This is a genomic window from Exiguobacterium sp. s124 (assembly GCF_018617485.1).
In the GTDB taxonomy this organism is placed as follows: domain Bacteria; phylum Bacillota; class Bacilli; order Exiguobacteriales; family Exiguobacteriaceae; genus Exiguobacterium; species Exiguobacterium aestuarii.
In genome coordinates this window covers 1,229,025-1,246,002 of sequence record NZ_JACSKH010000001.1, presented here as the reverse complement: position 1 = coordinate 1,246,002, position 16,978 = coordinate 1,229,025, and the positions used below count along the sequence as shown (strand labels likewise).

At 48.5% G+C, this 16,978-nt stretch carries 16 protein-coding genes; 5 read left to right on the top strand and 11 right to left on the bottom strand.

Annotated elements, in window-relative coordinates:
* Nucleotides 1–3: 3 nt before the first annotated feature.
* Nucleotides 4–852 (bottom strand): transporter substrate-binding domain-containing protein, encoded by an 849-nt coding sequence (locus KNO85_RS06530; RefSeq protein WP_214788054.1) that lies wholly within the window; start codon nucleotides 850–852, stop codon nucleotides 4–6.
* Between the two features lie 260 nt (nucleotides 853–1,112).
* Here KNO85_RS06530 and KNO85_RS06525 point away from each other — a divergent pair, with 260 nt between their 5' ends.
* Nucleotides 1,113–1,646, top strand: coding sequence for a GNAT family N-acetyltransferase (locus KNO85_RS06525; protein WP_214788051.1), 534 nt, complete (start codon nucleotides 1,113–1,115; stop codon nucleotides 1,644–1,646).
* A 131-nt stretch (nucleotides 1,647–1,777) separates the two neighbouring features.
* On the opposite strand, the gene KNO85_RS06520 is transcribed toward KNO85_RS06525, so the two are convergent.
* The 3 genes from KNO85_RS06520 to KNO85_RS06510 are packed head-to-tail and all read right to left on the bottom strand — an operon-like array spanning nucleotide 1,778 to nucleotide 3,589.
* A complete protein-coding gene (locus KNO85_RS06520) occupies nucleotides 1,778–2,230 on the bottom strand; it encodes a GNAT family N-acetyltransferase (RefSeq protein ID WP_214788048.1) in 453 nt (150 codons plus the stop codon).
* A 15-nt stretch (nucleotides 2,231–2,245) separates the two neighbouring features.
* Entirely contained in the window at nucleotides 2,246–2,959 is a 714-nt protein-coding gene (locus KNO85_RS06515; protein WP_214788045.1) for an MBL fold metallo-hydrolase, read from the bottom strand.
* Between the two features lie 12 nt (nucleotides 2,960–2,971).
* Nucleotides 2,972–3,589 (bottom strand): NUDIX hydrolase, encoded by a 618-nt coding sequence (locus KNO85_RS06510; RefSeq protein ID WP_214788042.1) that lies wholly within the window; start codon nucleotides 3,587–3,589, stop codon nucleotides 2,972–2,974.
* A gap of 132 nt (nucleotides 3,590–3,721) precedes the next feature.
* Between KNO85_RS06510 and KNO85_RS06505 the strand changes: the two genes are divergently transcribed.
* Nucleotides 3,722–4,228 carry a DinB family protein gene (locus tag KNO85_RS06505; RefSeq protein WP_214788039.1) on the top strand — a complete coding sequence of 169 codons (507 nt, stop codon included), beginning with the start codon at nucleotides 3,722–3,724 and terminating at the stop codon, nucleotides 4,226–4,228.
* A gap of 32 nt (nucleotides 4,229–4,260) precedes the next feature.
* Here the strand turns inward: KNO85_RS06505 and parC are convergent, their stop codons facing one another.
* From parC to KNO85_RS06490, 3 genes are all read right to left on the bottom strand, one after another.
* On the bottom strand, nucleotides 4,261–6,666 hold the full coding sequence (parC, locus tag KNO85_RS06500) for a DNA topoisomerase IV subunit A (RefSeq protein WP_214788038.1): 2,406 nt from the start codon (nucleotides 6,664–6,666) through the stop codon (nucleotides 4,261–4,263).
* A 2-nt stretch (nucleotides 6,667–6,668) separates the two neighbouring features.
* Nucleotides 6,669–8,636: a DNA topoisomerase IV subunit B gene (gene parE / locus KNO85_RS06495; RefSeq protein ID WP_214788035.1), complete on the bottom strand. Its 1,968-nt coding sequence runs from the start codon at nucleotides 8,634–8,636 to the stop codon at nucleotides 6,669–6,671.
* A gap of 126 nt (nucleotides 8,637–8,762) precedes the next feature.
* Nucleotides 8,763–9,167 (bottom strand): CoA-binding protein, encoded by a 405-nt coding sequence (locus KNO85_RS06490; protein ID WP_211782816.1) that lies wholly within the window; start codon nucleotides 9,165–9,167, stop codon nucleotides 8,763–8,765.
* Nucleotides 9,168–9,507: 340 nt separating this feature from the next.
* Here KNO85_RS06490 and KNO85_RS06485 point away from each other — a divergent pair, with 340 nt between their 5' ends.
* Together KNO85_RS06485 and KNO85_RS06480 are read left to right on the top strand one after the other, a co-directional pair.
* The gene (locus KNO85_RS06485) at nucleotides 9,508–10,560 is read left to right on the top strand and encodes a GGDEF domain-containing protein (protein ID WP_214788032.1); all 1,053 of its coding nucleotides are present in this window, start codon (nucleotides 9,508–9,510) and stop codon (nucleotides 10,558–10,560) included.
* Nucleotides 10,557–11,570: a tyrosine-type recombinase/integrase gene (locus tag KNO85_RS06480; RefSeq protein WP_214788028.1), complete on the top strand. Its 1,014-nt coding sequence runs from the start codon at nucleotides 10,557–10,559 to the stop codon at nucleotides 11,568–11,570. Before KNO85_RS06485 ends, KNO85_RS06480 begins: the two co-directional genes overlap by 4 nt.
* A 62-nt stretch (nucleotides 11,571–11,632) precedes the next feature.
* Here the strand turns inward: KNO85_RS06480 and KNO85_RS06475 are convergent, their stop codons facing one another.
* The 3 genes from KNO85_RS06475 to KNO85_RS06465 are packed head-to-tail and all read right to left on the bottom strand — an operon-like array spanning nucleotide 11,633 to nucleotide 15,208.
* The gene (locus KNO85_RS06475) at nucleotides 11,633–12,772 is read right to left on the bottom strand and encodes a hypothetical protein (RefSeq protein WP_214788026.1); all 1,140 of its coding nucleotides are present in this window, start codon (nucleotides 12,770–12,772) and stop codon (nucleotides 11,633–11,635) included.
* Entirely contained in the window at nucleotides 12,769–13,980 is a 1,212-nt protein-coding gene (locus tag KNO85_RS06470) for a hypothetical protein (protein ID WP_214788021.1), read from the bottom strand. Before KNO85_RS06470 ends, KNO85_RS06475 begins: the two co-directional genes overlap by 4 nt.
* 55 nt (nucleotides 13,981–14,035) lie before the next feature.
* On the bottom strand, nucleotides 14,036–15,208 hold the full coding sequence (locus KNO85_RS06465; protein WP_214788018.1) for a MalY/PatB family protein: 1,173 nt from the start codon (nucleotides 15,206–15,208) through the stop codon (nucleotides 14,036–14,038).
* A 115-nt stretch (nucleotides 15,209–15,323) separates the two neighbouring features.
* Between KNO85_RS06465 and KNO85_RS06460 the strand changes: the two genes are divergently transcribed.
* Nucleotides 15,324–15,977 carry a M48 family metallopeptidase gene (locus KNO85_RS06460; protein ID WP_214788015.1) on the top strand — a complete coding sequence of 218 codons (654 nt, stop codon included), beginning with the start codon at nucleotides 15,324–15,326 and terminating at the stop codon, nucleotides 15,975–15,977.
* Nucleotides 15,978–15,998: 21 nt separating this feature from the next.
* Here KNO85_RS06460 and KNO85_RS14965 read toward each other — a convergent pair whose 3' ends face one another.
* Complete coding sequence (locus KNO85_RS14965) at nucleotides 15,999–16,904, bottom strand: methyl-accepting chemotaxis protein (RefSeq protein WP_214788011.1); 906 nt, start codon at nucleotides 16,902–16,904, stop codon at nucleotides 15,999–16,001.
* Between the last annotated feature and the right edge of the window lie 74 nt (nucleotides 16,905–16,978).

The window sequence follows — 16,978 nt, the reverse complement described above, 5'->3', positions numbered from 1 at the left end:
CTCTTACTTCGTTTCGACGATCGTTGCGTCCACATCAGGCTCTACCGAGACGTCCGCACCGTTATAGAATTGCTCAGACAACTCTTTGACTGTACCGTCTTCGAGCATCTCACCTAATACACGGTCGATGTTCTCTTGGAGCTCGTCATTTTCCTTATCCATCAAGAAAGCGACTTCTTGTGGGTTATAGGCGATATCCGGGTGAATCGTGATATCAAACTCAGGGAAGAAGGCGAGCGCAAGTGTTTGAAGGTAGTAATCGTTCAAGATGACATCGGTACGTCCTGTCGAGACATCACGCAAGTACTGGTCGTTCGTCGCATTGTCATAGATGACTTCTTCAGCTCCGTATTCACGTGCGACGTCCATGAAGACCGTTGTCGCTTCACCAGCAGCCTTTTTGCCTTTCAAATCTTCAAGTGATTCGATGCCTGAAAGGTCACTTTTTCGAACGATCGCTGTTCCGTACGTGTACTTATACGGTTTCGAGAAAGCAAATTTCTCTTTACGGTCTTCTGTCACCGAGATGTCATTTGCTGCGACGTCGATTTGCCCATTTTGAACACTCGTCAACATGTTGTCAAACGCCATTTCTTTGAACTCTACTTCGAGCTCGAGACGCTTCGCAATCTCTTTCATGAGTTCTACGTCAAAACCTGTCAACGTATCACTCTCTTCTTCACGGAAAGAAGCGGGGTAGAGGGTACCGGCTGTACCGATTGTCAACTTTCCTTCTTCTTGAATTTCTTCCCAACGTGACGTATCTGCTTGATTCGTGCTATCATCACCACAAGCGGCAAGTGGGATTGCTAAGAATAATGTAGCTGCCAAACCTTTTGTTGTTCGTTTCACTAAAATTCCTCCTTAGATGCTTCATCTGTCTAAAAATAGCATGACTTCAGCGGTCTAGCAACTGTGAAGCATAGATTAAACAGATTCGAGATACATCTGAAACGTTTATTCATAAAGCGCTAACATTCCTTTGAAAGCAAAATTCATTTCATTGATACAGAGAAGCATAATCGATGAAACAGATTGTTATTTCTCATAAGAAAAGCAATAAGTGAATTGAATAAATAGATACCACTCTATAGCGAAAAGAGGTGGAGCAGATGAGTCGGATTCAATTAAAAGAACTAGAAGCATCGCTCATCAATCAAGTAAATGACGCAAATAATCCATTTCCCATCATCGGTCGAATGATACCAAGTTATATAAATGGTGAATGGACATATATTGAAGAGCTTGATCATGACGTAAAAGAAATATCATTCCCAGACGACCAAATCAACTGGCATGGCTATATGAGTCAGGACAATCGAATCGTATATGTAGCGATGGATGCAGATGAGTGTGTCGGACAAATTCGGATCGTGAAAGATTGGAATCGATTTGCATATATCGAAAACATCGCGGTCAGAATGACGTACCGTAAGCAAGGAATCGGACGAATGTTGCTTGAGACAGCCGAACGTTGGGCCAAAGAGAAAGAACTGATTGGATTATCTCTTGAAGCGCAGAACGATAATCTCATTGCATGTCGCTTTTATGAAAAGGAAGGGTTTCAACTCGGCGGAGTCGACACCATCAAACAACATGCGAACCCACAGATTGATTTGACCTTATATTGGTACAAGATATTCTAAGAAGGGGGCATCCTGATTTAGAGTATTTTTGTACTGTTTTTTCACTAGTTAACATAACATATATTATCAGTAAAAATAAATACTCATCTCATTATCTTAGTATACTTATGATAGTGAGATGAGATTGAAAATTAAGATGAATGTGTATATCGAATTAATGTGACGCCTGGTTCTGGTTCAAATTCAGTGCTCCGCACGAATCCGAGTTTCGTATACAGACGTTTGGCCGGTCCGTTGTGTTTGCCGGTGTGTACGTATACAAGTTGGCCTTTATGAATACTCAACACATGCTCGAGTAACGTCGTTGCCAGTCTCGCCCGAAAATATGTCGGGTCAATACAAAGTTTTGTGATCTCAACCGTCTTCTCGGATGCTTCAACCGTGATAAATCCGATCAACCGCTCCTCGATATACAACCCGTAGCTCGTGCCTGGCAAGTTTTGAATGACATCAATCGTCTCATATCGAGCCGGGATTTCATCAAACCCGAGCAATTCCGCTTCAACGGCATAAGCGTTCCGTTGAATCTCAAGCATCTGCTGCGCCTGTTCGAATTGATGGATCGGGATTTCGTTTAGCTGCATCGTCTCATCCCTCCATTAACGAATAAACTTTCTCGCCTGTTTTCGCTGCGCCCGCTTCAATGCCAAATAAAGTCGATGCGTCCCTTTGAGCGGCGGACCATGCCCGACAAACGTCAGGAGTGGAGACAAATCGATTAGCCGCTCCGCACTCTCGACAGCAATGGATCGATTCCACGTTGCAAGACCAGGGAGCGGGAAAAGTGGACGGACGTCCCCTGCCACTGCAGCCCCGCCTTGTGACTGAAAAGCATCCCCAGCGAGTAATACTCGATTCGCTTCATCATAAAATGCGATTGAACCCGGCGTATGTCCACTTGCTGCAAGTACCTGTAACCCAAACAGCCGCTCCCCGGGATCTAATAGCGTGTCCGGAGTAGAATGGATTGTCGGCAAGGAACCACGAATCTTGTTCTGCTCGTCCTCATCTAATGAACGGTCCCCTGACAACAGACGGGCATCACGCCGGGAGATGAACAGTTCTGCGAGTGGGTGCTCGGCTTTGATTGCGTCAACCCCGCCGACATGGTCTCCATGGGCATGCGTCAACAAAATGGCAAGGAGCGGTTTATCAAGTTCTTCAATATACGCCAGGATGTCTGACGCATTCCGTTTTAGCGCTGTATCAATCAAGACGAGCCCAAGCTCATGTTCGATCAACTGGACGTTAATCGGAAGAACAGGAGCATAAAAGGATAATTGATGGATATGTCCGTATCGTCTCACTTTCATCGGTAGAACCTCCTAATCGAATAAAGTGGTCCAGTCATCTTCTTGCCAATGCGCGTCGAAGCACATATGAATCTGTTCGAGCGTATTACGGGCAAGGGAGAGTTCTGGTAAATGATCGCGTTCAAAGAAGCCGACATCACTCGTCTCCATACCGGCAGCCCCCTCCCCATCGCCGATCAAGGCACACTCGATAAAAAGTTTGTAGTAATGCTCAGAAAGTGGCGGGTGTGGATGTTCATGCATATCGAATAAGGCGAGGAGACGCAATGGGATCACGTCCAAGCTAGCCTCTTCCTCCACTTCTTTGATGATATTCGAAGCAGGAGAACGGTTCACTTCACAGAAGCCGCCTGGTAATGTCCACAATCCGTCTGACCGCTCCTTGACGAGTAAAAGCCGGTCTCCTTTAAAGACGACACCCCTTACGTCGAGCTTCGGTGTCGGATAGCCTTGGACATGGACCAATTGTGAGATTGCCTCGTTCGATAAGTCTGAATGCCGTTCAAACATCTCCTTTGCGATTTCTTGGAGCTCTTCATATCGTTCTCGGTCATATTGATCACGTGTGAACGTCAGACCGGCCTGAGACAGCGCCTGAATCCGTTTCGCCCACGTTAGCCATTGAGACATATAGATCCCCCTATCATTTGTCCTACATGTTTCTTTCGTCAAATCCATCCGTTCTTCCTTTTCGCTTTTCATATTCCCCATTGACTCGTATGAGTCACGTATACTGAAAGAAAAATGGAGGAGGCGTCTAGCATGAAACGTTATGAACTAGACCATTACAAGGAGACACTGGCATACTATTCAGAACCCGACTTACGGTATAAATACACCCCTACTATTTGGTCAATTGGTCAGATGTACGATCATATCATTTTGGTTGCGAATGAGTATTTAGATGAAGTCGACCGTTGTCTTCAAGAAGACGGCCAACTCGGTGGTGGGAAGACGCCATTTGGAGAGAGGTTGTTTCGAGAAGGTGGGTTTCCGCCAATCAAAATCGAGCTCCCACCTGAGATGAATCAACCACCGAATAATACGGATTCACACGACCGGTTACGAGAACGGTTGCTCACCTTGATTTCACGGATGGAAGCTTTAGAATCTCGTCTAGACGACGCTGGAGATAACCAAAAAACACTTCATGGCGGTTTCGGCTGGTTGAACGCGAGAGAATGGTTCGAGCTTGTCGAGATGCATACACGACATCACCGTCGACAACAACACGAACTAGAAAAGTGGCTACAGCAAAAAGACCTGTGAGCGGCAAGGTGCCAAATCACAGGTCTTGTTTATTAATCGAGATACACGTCCTCGATTTCACCGAACGAATCTTCGTCAAAGACGAACGACCCGTTGGCGTAGCGATCGAGTAGCGTAAGCGTTTTTGTCTTCACTTGTTTTGCTTTCTCTTTCCCGACGATATGCAATGTCTCATCCCCATGAACCGGGAGCACACGACGGATTTGGTGCGGTTTTGATTTGACCTCACGAATGAGCATCGTCCCACGAAGGTTACGGTTCGTGCAGTCGAACTGGTCCTCGAGCTTCATCTTCTTGACCGCTCCGCGTTGCGTCACGAGGACGAATAACGGTGGCATGAAGAAGGAGAAGGCATCGGCGACCACGTCACCGTCTTTCAGGTTCATCGCCTTCACACCGGCTGCGCGTTGTCCGACGACCGGTACGTCATCTTCTTTGAACCAGAGACCGTATCCACGCTCTGAGACGAGGAACAACTGCCCAGGACCATCACTAATTCCAGCGAAAACGACCTCATCGTCACCTTTTAGCTTCAAGGCCATGAGCGGTTTTGACTTCCGCTGCGCGTCATAGTCACGTAGCGGTGTACGTTTGACCATCCCATCTTTCGTCACGAAGAGGCAATGAGCGTCCGTATCAAACGTCGAGACGACGTCTGCCGAGATGACTTGTTCCCCTTCGATTGGGACGAGGTTGGCGACGTGCTGTCCAGCATCTTTCCACTTCGATTCTGGGATCTGGTGGATCGGGATGAGGAGATAGCTGCCCTTATTCGTCCAGACGAGCAAGTGGTCCGTCGTCATCGCCTGTGTCGTGAGGAGTGGTCGGTCTTTCTCTTTCATCTCGGGTAAGACGTCACTTGAAGCCCCATATGAGCGCATCGAGGCTCGTTTGACGTATCCGTCACGGCTGACGAAGACCATCGTCTCCTCGACAGCAATCATAACTTCCGTCTTCAGTTTCAATTCCTCGACTTCCGACTCGATGATCGAGCGACGGTCGTCCCCGAACTCGTCACGCAATGCCGTGAGTTCTTTCACGATCAATTTCCGTTTCGTCGCGTCCACGTCGAGGATATTCGAGAGGCGCGCGATCTCTTTTTGGAGCGCCTTTGCTTCTTTTTGTAACTCGACGATGTCCGTGTTGGTGAGTCGATACAATTGGAGCATGACGACCGCTTCGGCCTGGCGTTCCGTGAATGAGAACCGCTCCATTAGTTTGTTCTTCGCGTCCGCTTTGTCTTTTGCGGAACGAATCAATTCGAGCGTCTCATCAAGGACAGAGATGGCTTGCTCTAAGGCATCGACAATTTCGGCACGCTTTTTCGCTTGCTCGAGTTCGAACGTCGTGCGGCGTGTGACCACTTCCTCGACGTGCTTCAAATAAGCATCGATGATTGGGAGAATCCCCATCTGTTTCGGAGTCCGATTCACGATCGAAACCATATTGTAGTTATAGGCGATCTGCAAGTCCGTATGCTTCAAGAAGAAATGGAGGACACCTTCTGCGTCCGCTTCTTTCTTCAATTCGATGACGACGCGAAGGCCGGTCCGGTCTGTCTCATCACGGACTTCCGCGACACCTTCAACCTTTTTATCAAGTCTAAGCTCTTCCATCTTTTTGACAAGGTTCGCCTTGTTCACTTCATATGGCAGTTCCGTGATGGTGATTTGTTCACGGCCACCTTTTAACTGCTCGATCTCTGACTTCGCCCGGATGATGACTTTCCCTTTACCGGTCTCAAACGCCTTTAAGATGCCGTCTTTCCCCATGACCGTTCCTCCGGTCGGGAAATCAGGACCTGTGACATACGCGAGGGCGTCTGTCGCCGAATCGACCTGACCTTTCAGACGCGCGATGGCGAGGTTGAGTACTTCCGTCAAGTTATGTGGCGGAATCTCCGTCGCATAACCTGCAGAGATTCCTGTCGTCCCATTCATGAGTAGGTTCGGGAGGAGTGACGGTAAGACGAGCGGTTCTTCCGTCGAATCGTCAAAGTTCGGTGTATAGTCGACCGTATTCTTCGCAATCGACGTTAGCATGACACCGGCGATCTTCGAGAGACGCGCTTCCGTATAACGCATGGCCGCTGCCGGGTCACCGTCCATCGATCCGTTGTTCCCATGCATGTCGATGAGTGGATAACGTAATTTCCAGTCTTGTGAGAGACGTACCATCGCCTCATAGACGGACGAGTCACCGTGCGGGTGATAGTTCCCGATGACGTTCCCGACCGTCTTCGCAGACTTCCTGTACGGCTTGTCGTTCGTGTTCCCTTCATGGTGCATCGCATATAGAATCCGGCGCTGTACAGGCTTGAGCCCGTCTCGCGCATCCGGCAAGGCTCGGTCTTGAATGATATATTTCGAATATCGCCCGAACCGGTCACCAACGACCTGTTCGAGAGATAAGTTTAAAATGTGTTGAATCGTCGACATCGTTACATCACTTCCTCAATCGCTTTAGTCACATGTTCATTGGCGATGATCGAATCATCTTCCTGGAGTCCGAAGGCGACGTTCTCCTCGATCCACTCACGACGATGCGTGACGTTGTCGCCCATCAAGACCGAGACACGTTTGTCCGCGACAGCCGCATCATCAACCGTGACACGGATGAGCGTACGCGTATCCGGGTTCATCGTCGTCTCCCATAACTGATCCGCGTTCATCTCACCGAGACCTTTGTAACGTTGGAGGATATAGCCTTTCTTATACACCTTGACCAACTTCTCGAGTGCCTCTTCGTCCCAGGCGTAGTCGAACTGTTCGGACTTCCCTTTTCCTTTTGAGATACGGTAGAGCGGTGGCAAGGCGACGAACACGCGGCCTGCCTCGACGAGGGGGCGCATATAACGGAAGAAGAACGTGAGCAGGAGCACTTGGATATGCGCACCGTCCGTGTCGGCATCCGTCATGATGATGACCTTGTCGAAGTTACAGTCGTCCAAGTCGAAATCGTGACCGACCCCCGCGCCGATCGCATGGATGATCGTGTTGATCTCTTCGTTTTTCATGATGTCCTGGAGCTTTGATTTCTCCGAGTTGATGACCTTCCCGCGTAATGGAAGGATTGCTTGGAACGTCCGATCACGTCCTTGTTTGGCTGAACCACCGGCCGAGTCACCCTCGACGAGGAACAGTTCGTTCTTCGCTGCATTCTTCGATGTCGCTGGCGTCAATTTTCCGTTCAAGATGCTTGAACGTTTCTTTTTCTTGCCGTTCCGCGCCTCTTCACGTGCTTTTCTTGCCGCTTCGCGTGCCTGAGCCGCGCGAATCGCTTTTTTGATGAGCATCGTGGCCATCTGTGGGTTCTCTTCTAAGAAGATCGTCAACTGTTTCGCCATGACGCTATCGGCACTCGCACGCGCCTCTGGTGAGCCGAGTTTCGACTTCGTCTGTCCTTCGAACTGAAGGAATTCCTCTGGGATTCGGACCGATACGATGAGCGTGAGTCCCTCACGGACGTCGCCACCGTCTAGGTTCTTATCCTTCTCTTTAAGCAATCCGTTCTTGCGCGCATACTCGTTCATGATGCGGGTCATTGCCGTCTTGGCACCGACCTCATGCGTCCCGCCGTCCCGCGTCCGGACGTTGTTGACGAAAGAGAGGACGTTCTCGGAATAGGCGTCCGTGAACTGGAACGCGAGTTCGATCTCAATCTCGTTCTCTGTGCCTTCGAAATAGACGATCGGATGGAGCGTTGCCTTGTCATCGTTCAAATATTGAACGAACTCGGCGATTCCTTCTTCATAATGGAACGTCTCTTGTTTATCCGTGCGCTCATCCGTGAGGGTGATCGTCAATCCTTTTAAGAGGAATGCCGATTCACGTAATCGTTCGGCGAGCGTGTCATAGTTATATGTTGTCGTCGAGAAGATGCTTGCATCCGGTTTGAAATAGACACTCGTCCCGGTCTGACGCGTCTTGCCCGTCTCGAGGAGTGTCGTCTGTGGCACACCGCCGTCCGCGAATGTCTGCTCGAATACCTTTCCGTCGCGATGGATCGTCACGACTACCTTGCTCGAGAGCGCGTTGACGACCGAGGCACCGACGCCGTGGAGACCACCCGACGTCTTGTACCCGCCTTGTCCGAACTTCCCACCTGCGTGGAGGACGGTGAAGATGACTTCAGGTGTCGGTTTTCCTGAGGCGTGCATCCCTGTCGGCATTCCGCGTCCGTGGTCACGAACCGTGATCGCATCATTTTTGTGAATCGTCACATCGATTTGACCGCCGAACCCGGCGAGCGCCTCATCGATCGCATTGTCGACAATCTCATAGACGAGATGGTGAAGTCCGCGATGGTCGGTTGACCCGATGTACATCCCCGGTCGTTTTCGTACGGCCGTGAGTCCTTCGAGCACCTGGATGGCGTCTTCATTGTAATTAAATAGATCTGTTGACATAGCAGTCACCTCAATTTCGAACACACGTTCGTTTTTCTTTCCTATTGTATAGCTGTTCATCCATTCTGGCAAGCCTCCCTTGTCAGCCATTGCTGAAAAAAAGGAGACCTACCAAGGAGGTAGGTCTTATCCGAGTAGACGAGCATGCTCCACGTACAAGCAGCGGTTCTCGATGTAATCGAGTCCGGCGTCACGTACGATTTGCTCCGCCTCAGGACTTGAGAGACCGAGCTGATTGAAGACGAGCCCGACATCCCCATGTCGTACCGCATCTTCTGCGACACCTGCTAAAAATTCGCTGCGACGGAACACGTCGACGATATCGATTCTACCCGGGATGCTCTCGACGGACGGATATGCCTTGCGACCGTTCCACTCCTCGAGCATCGGGTTGACAGGGATGACGGTATACCCGACGCGTAGCAAATACTCTGCAATCTGGTTGGCCGTCTTGTTCGGGTTGTCGGATACACCGACGACCGCGATGGTCTTCGCTTCAGACAAAAGTTGCTTCAAACGCTGATCATCCATCCAAAATCCCCCTTTGGTTTACGTTTACAGTGTAACGTTACCTTAGTTGCCGTTTCAAGTCCTATTTTCATCATAAGGTATAATGGTTCAACATTACAATTTCAAGACAAATCAATATGGTTTACATAACAAATTATTGTCTACCTTTTATTTTGCGATAAAATTTATAGGTCGATTAACCATTCGATTCAAAGGCAATTACGTAACTCATAAACGTTGCGTGAAATATCTATTTCACGCAATAATAAATACGTTTTATAAGCGTTTTTTTGAATGGTTTTGATGACTTTTATGTAAAAATGATCCCTTTTTCGCTATACTGAATGAGAGGAGGTGTGAGATGGGAACAACGTATGATGCCCGTCGTGGGACGTTATATAATGAGCGCATCACTTTTTTCGGAAATGTCATCGCCTGGTTTGTTCATCTTTTGTTTTGTCTATTGTTTTGGCAATTGGATGTGACCTCACTGTTCATCTCGAATGGTGTGAGCGTCTTATATTACACGATTTCGTTCTATTTTGTACATAAACAATGGTATGGGATTTTCTTCACCGGACTCTTTATCGAGGTCGTATATAACGCCATCATCTCGACAATCATTTTAGGCTGGGATGTCAACATGCATTACTTCATTCTCATGATGGCGTATGGTGTCTTTTTCATGCCGAGCGTGACAGAGAGACAACGGATTTTGACGACCACTCTCGCAATGCTGATTTACAGCATTCTCTTTATCTATGTGTCAGACGGGATTGTGGCATTGCCGCAACACATTGAACAGACGCTCGGACTTTTTTGCATCCTTTCGACGGTCATGATGATTGCCGGTCTCTCGTTTATCTTTGAGAAAGCCGTCGTTGAGGTGACGGATGAACTCGAGCTGTCAAATGAGCGATTACAACGCCTTGCTTCTACGGACGGATTGACCGGGCTATTGAATCGGAAAGCCGGGCACGAGCGCGTCTCCGAAGCGATTGAACAAGCGGGGCGTGATGGTGACCCTTACGCTTTAGTGCTCTGTGATATCGACCGATTCAAATCGTTCAACGAGACGTACGGTCATGATTGCGGAGACCGCGTCATCCAACAAGTAGCGGCTACCCTATCTTCCATCGATGGCATTGTAGTCCGCTGGGGCGGCGAAGAGTTTTTACTCTTTATCTCTGAACAATCCGAAGATGTTTACGCGTCGGTCGAACAATTACGGCGTCAAATCGAGGCAACGTATCTGGAATATGAGGGTGAGCGTCTCCATGTTACGATGACGTTCGGTCTCGCGGTCCGCATGCAAGAGGACGCGTTAGAAGAGATTGTAAAAGAGGCGGATCATTATTTACGCGAAGGAAAACGAAATGGGAAGAACCAAGTCAGAACAGGAGGGGTTCGATGAGTATTTTCCGCCAACTCGGTCAACGACCGACAACCGCGACGACAAAACGATTCGAGTTGAATGGGTTGCATCGATTACCGGAATTTATCCAACATTTTTTCCATCACTTAGCCGCCAAACACTACTCGAAGCAGACGGCTCAACGATATGTCTATGATGTGTTGGACTTCTTCCGGTGGGTCGAACATGTAAGTGGGACCGAACTCGATCCTGAAACGATTGAGTTGGTCGCATTTACAGAAATTGACCATGCGGGCGCAGAAGCGTATGCGACCTATCTTGCGCTCGAGCTCGAGAATGCGCCGAGCGTTATCAATCGAAAACTCTCGACGCTGCAGTCACTTTTCAACTACTTGATTGAGACGAATCAGGCAACGGTCAATCCGTTCCAAACCGTGGAGCGTCCGAAACGGGGAAAACGGAACCCTGTCTATTTGACAGAGTCGGAATGGCTCGATTTCTCGACGCTTGTACGAAGCAATGTCGGGATGACAAATCGTGAGGCGAGCTGGTATGAGGCAAATCGCGAACGCGACTTTCTAATCATCCAACTGCTCGGGCTAACCGGTATGCGCGTATCAGAACTCGTCGGGCTCAACTGGTCTGATATCAACTTTGAGACCGAGACAATCCGTGTCATCGGTAAAGGGAACAAAGAGCGCCTCATCCCGATTGCAGGTCCACTACAGCCCCTTCTCATCGAATATCGCCAAACGTCGAGTGAGGGAGCATTGTTTCAGAACGAGAAAGGAAAAAGAATCGCTGTCCGCACGGTTCAACACATGTTAAAAAGTCATATCGATCGGTTGAAATCGTTTCTCCCTTTCTTGACTTATAAACAAGTGACACCACATAAGCTTCGCCATACGTTCGCTTCTCGACTGGCGATGAGCGGAATCGATGTGTTGACGATTCAACAGCTGCTCGGTCATGAATCTGTGGCAACGACACAAGTGTATGCCCATATCGGTGATGAACGAAAAAAACACGCTATATCAGGTTTACAGTAATATGTTATGTAAACCATATATCCAAATATAAACACCACCTAATTAATGGGTGGTGTTTATATTTATGTGCTAGACATTGACAAGATTAAAATAGCATCATCGATGACCATATAATAAGCATTGTCGTATGCGAAGCGTTCCTCTGTCTCTAAATCGAAAATGACGACGCCGCTCGTAAGACCCTCTGTATACTCATGCACGAGATAACGACGACCGATGACACGTTCAAACGGTTCCACATCGATATAGCGCGCTCCAGTCGCCATATCAATGACTTCGGTGTGCATGTCGCTCTCATCGACTTTTATGAAGATTGTCGAACTGACATCATCATATGTGAAGTCGAGCGGTTCATAGGCACCCCAGTCGACCACTGCTACTTCGTGTAACACGTCAGGCGCAGTCAAATCATAGATCACTTCTTCATTCAACGAGTCGACAAACGCCGAAAATCGGAGAACGCCTTCCTTTTCACCCAAATATTGAACCGTGTCCCCTTCTCCATGTAATCGAAGAATGTCATCGAACGGTAATTCCTCTCGTTGATTAAAGACCGCCTCGACCGCCTCCTCGAGTGGACAGATGAGGAGCGCCTCCGAATGGTCAATCGGATCGTCTGGGGAAATTCGCCCATTGTCGAGGGCGTCGTAGTAGTCGAATTCATCGAGTCTGGCGTTACAGACAATGTAGGAGATGCCTTCAAATGTGGTCGTGAACAAGTAAAGCTCGCGGAACCGCTCCGTCTTCCCGACTAGACGCTCGTCTCGAATGCGCTCCTGCTGACCGGTCACGCGATCATACAACCATGCTTCGTCAGACGATTCAAACGCCGTCAAAAAGAGGAAGTAACGATGATCGAGTACCCAGAACAGTGTACTGTTTCCTCGTTTTTCAAACGTCGTCACGACCTCCTCTTTCCCTGATTTATAAGAGAAAGAAATCAACTCTGTCTTGATCACGCCATCGTCACTTGGGATCTCGTTCAAGAAGTACACGACGTCCCCATCTACGAAGAGTTTCGAATATCCGAAGTCTTCATAAGGTCGTCGGTTCAACTGGGTAATCATCCCGTCCTCTTCATCAAAGCGATACAGGGAAAAAGTCGTCTGGTCTTTTTTTTCTCGATAGTAGACCGAAGACGAAGTGACTGCAATCAAGTCTTCATGATCGATCGGCATGGCACGTGCGTCAACAATTCTCATAAGGCACCTCTTTCATGTCCGGATTCGGCAGGTTCGACAGTGACAAGGCCAGGTGGTCGCTTCGGGAACGTGATGCGAAGATGGGCATACTCAATCACATTCTGGTGCGGGTGATTTTTGTCAATCCAGCGAATACGTTGCTGATTCGCCAAAGCATGACCAATCTTCTCTTCCATCTGGAATTTCGAGATATCCCGATATGCGACTTCTTGGATGTAGGTTTCTTCATCGGTCTCAAACTGTTGCCAAATCCCCATGACCAGTTGACCGAGTGCCGACACGCGGTGTTCCGGTAGCGTGATCGTCCCCAATGTTCGGCTCACTGCCTTCAGACACTCATTCGGGTCATCCGATACGGCAAACAGTCGATTCGCCGTATTGTTCATGACGCGATAGCGACGCTTGCCGCTCTCGAGCCTGAGGACTTGAGCGTATGGCTCGACCGGTACACCGTGAAAGAATGTCTCTGTCCCGCCCCAAGCAAATCCGAAGGAAGGGTCGAACTTTCGAATCGTCTGCATGAACGACATCATAAAGTCTTCAACCTCTCTCCGTTCGAGACGAAGCCACTCCGCAAGGGCGAGCGTTCCTTTGTCTTTGGAGATACGGTCGACCGGGAAGAAGAGTTCTCCGTCTGCCAAACGATGGGATTTCAATTCAACGCCATCTGCCCGATAATCAGTCGACGGTCTCCCGCCCCTACCCGCGTAAATGACCCATTCCTCGTCTGTGCTCTCGATAGCATACGCCTGATGGGCCCATGGTGGGGTCACGTACAGGGCTGGATATTCTTCGAACGTGTCAAGATGGATGTAAGATCGGTCATTCCACAAGTGAGCGACGAGTCGAACAACTTCTCCCGTCTCTGAATCTTTCGGGGTGATATAGTTCCCGGTATCTCCGATGAACGTCAGTATATGAAATCCATAACCATTGTACAAATGACGCACAATCCGTTCGAACACGGCTGTTACCATTCGCTCGAATAAAGGGTGGTCTTCATTTCGGTCAAGCGTCGGCGAGTCGACCGTGCACATGAGCCAACCCATCCGCTCATACAATCGGACACGCAGCGGATAAGAAATCAACGGAGAAGAACTCGCATGAATCTCAGTCAAGCGGATATTGGACATATTTTCGACTTGTAAGGTGAATCCACTTCGCCTTAACTGTTCCTCCATCTTTTTCTTCCAATTGATCGTCTCCATCTCATCCACTCACTTTCTCTCATCGTCTCATTGTGAATTTTTCCCGATTCTCGTTTTACACAAACGCCTTTCGTTCCATTTGAACGCTCAGACGATGAATCGCCTCCTCCAACAATTCTCGACGTGTCCCGATATTCATCCGTTCAAACGACTCACCTTGAGGACCGAACGGGCTTCCAGGGGATAGGAAGATTCGAACGTCTTGATGAAGCCAAGATTTCCTCTCTTCGGCAGACATCGGGAGCTTAGAAAAGTCGATCCACAATAAATAGCTTGCTTCGGGGCGGGCTGTATGGAGCATTGGCAGATTCGATTCGATTGAATCGATGACCTCGTACATTTGTTGTTCAAGTTCTTCTCGTAACTGATCGAGCCATTGTTCCGCACGTTTATCGGTATAGGCCGCAACGATGGCCGTATTCGCAAACGGTGTAGGAAGAACGTGATGTTTATTCTGTACTTTCGTGATCTGCTTCCGCCAATCGTCGACCGGACAAATGATGTATGAAGCAAATAGCCCAGCGATGTTAAATGCTTTTGAAGGTGCGCTAACTGTGATCACCCGAGGGTCAAGCGAACCGATTGCGGTATGTTTTTGGGATGGGAATGTCAAATCCGCATGAATCTCATCTGCGACGACAATCACATCATATCGATTTGCGAGTTCCACGACTCTCTCGAGTTCTATTCTCGTCCAGACACGTCCGACCGGGTTATGTGGGGAACAGAGTAAGAAGAGTGAGGCTTGCTTCATCGCTTCTTCTAGAGCGACAAAGTCCATCTCGTACCGTCCATCGTTTTCTTTCAACGGTGCATCGAATACTTGACGTTTCGAGCCGACAACGAGTTCATGGAACGGTGGGTAAACAGGTGACTGAATGACAACACCATCCCCGACTTCAGTCAGTGCCTCAACGATATGCGTCAACGCAGGAACAACCCCACTTGAAAACAAGACATGTTTCGGGTCGACATCTAAATCGTGACGTCGCTCGTACCAAGAGCGGACCGCTTCCTGCGCTTCAGGCGCGAACAACGTGTATCCAAATTCTCCTTGAGCGGCTTTTTTGGCGAGTGCCTCCGAAATAGACGGTGCAGTACGGATATCAATATCGGCCACCCAGAGTGGCAATACATCTTCAGATAGATGGAACCAACGATCCAACCCATCCCACTTCACCGAATTCGTTCCTGTACGTTCAAGTTGTTGTTGTAAAATTGATTTCATGTTCATCCCTCCTTCCCTTACTGTATCAAAGTTAGTTCGACTGCGTGCCAAAAAAGCATGGCGGTTTCTTGCCGACTTCGATATACTCAATCGAGATATGGAGAGGAGGTTATGGATGAACGTCAACATCGTCAGACAGAAGCGAAGGAAAAAAGCTGCATTTTATGTCACACCTAACGGCATCGAGCTACGCATCCCAGCGCGTTTATCAAAAGGAGTCGTCGATTGGATTTTAGAAGAACACGCCACATGGATTCGTCATACATGTCACAATCTTCCGAAACAGACGTCTGTACTCAATGAGGGGCTCGTCTTTCATGGGAAAAATTATCCGACCCAAAAAGATGATGGGACGACACTCCGATATGACGGTTCCTCTTTTTTCGTCCCGAGGGATTGGGACGAGATCACCTTAATAAAATCCTACGAAGTATGGTTACGTGAACGAGCACGTGAATATGTGATCGAACGTGCACCGATTTACGAACAGTCCTTAGGCGTTAAAGCGAAAAAGATTCGCATCGGTCACCAAAAGACACGCTGGGGATCTTGTAGTTCAACTGGGACCATCTCCATCAATGTCCGCCTCATGCTGGCACCGAAAGAGATGATGGATTACGTCATCGCTCACGAATGGACACATCTCGTCCATTTCGATCACTCAGCCTCATTTTGGGATACGTTACGAACCGTTTATCCTAAAACGGATGATGCGAAGCTGTGGTTGAAGCAAAACGGACATACATTGCAACTCAAAAAAACCGACTGACCCGTCAAAGGGTCAATCGGTTCATAAGTTGGAAGTGAACGTGTCAGCCGTATCATGTAACTCGGCTGCCGCTTGCTCGAACGTATGGAAACGCTCCATCGTCTGTTCCATCGTCTTTGCGCTCAACTGGATCTCTTGATTGGATGCGGTGACCCCTTCTACAATCTTACGTAGCTCGACGTTCATCCCTTCCGTGTTCGAGTTGACGTCGATGACCGCTCGTTCGACCATACGGGACAAGTTACGTACTTCCGTCGCCACGACATTGAATCCTAGCCCATGTTCACCAGCACGGGCCGCTTCAATGGCGGCATTTAAAGACAATAGATTCGTTTGTGCTGCGATTTCTTTGATGGACAAGGCGATTTTAGCGATGTCATCAGCTTGACGACGCAAGTTCTGAAGGGCGTGAAGGTTTTCCGCTGCATCTTTGGCAAGACGTTCAATCGTCTCATTCAATACTTTTGTATCTTGCATGCCTGTCTTCGCCCGTTCATCGAGCACATCGGTCATCGATTTGAAACGATATGCATAATCCTCAATGACTTGTTGACGCTCTGTGATATCCGATGCAATTTTGACGACACCGATTACGTCATCCCCTTCAACGATTGGCATATACGTTGCCTCGAGCCAAATCGTCTCTCCTTTTGCGTTTTCGCGCTCCACTTTATCCGAGAAACTGAATCCGCTCCATAATTTCTCCCAAAACGCCGTGTACTCCGGGCTATTCACAAAAGAGGAAGGACAGAACAAATGGTGTTGCATGCCAATCATCTCTTCACGTCTATATTTCATCGCTTTTGCGAACGTATCGTTCACATCGACGACCCGGCGTTGCCGATCAAATCGAATCATCGCCATATTCGTCTCGATGGAACGAAATACATCATCTGAATGAATTACTTTCTGGTTCAATGTACTCATCAACTATAGCAACCTTTCTTCTTCGTAGGATATTCGTACTAAATCGTGAATCTCAGTGTAACGTATTGAGCTAT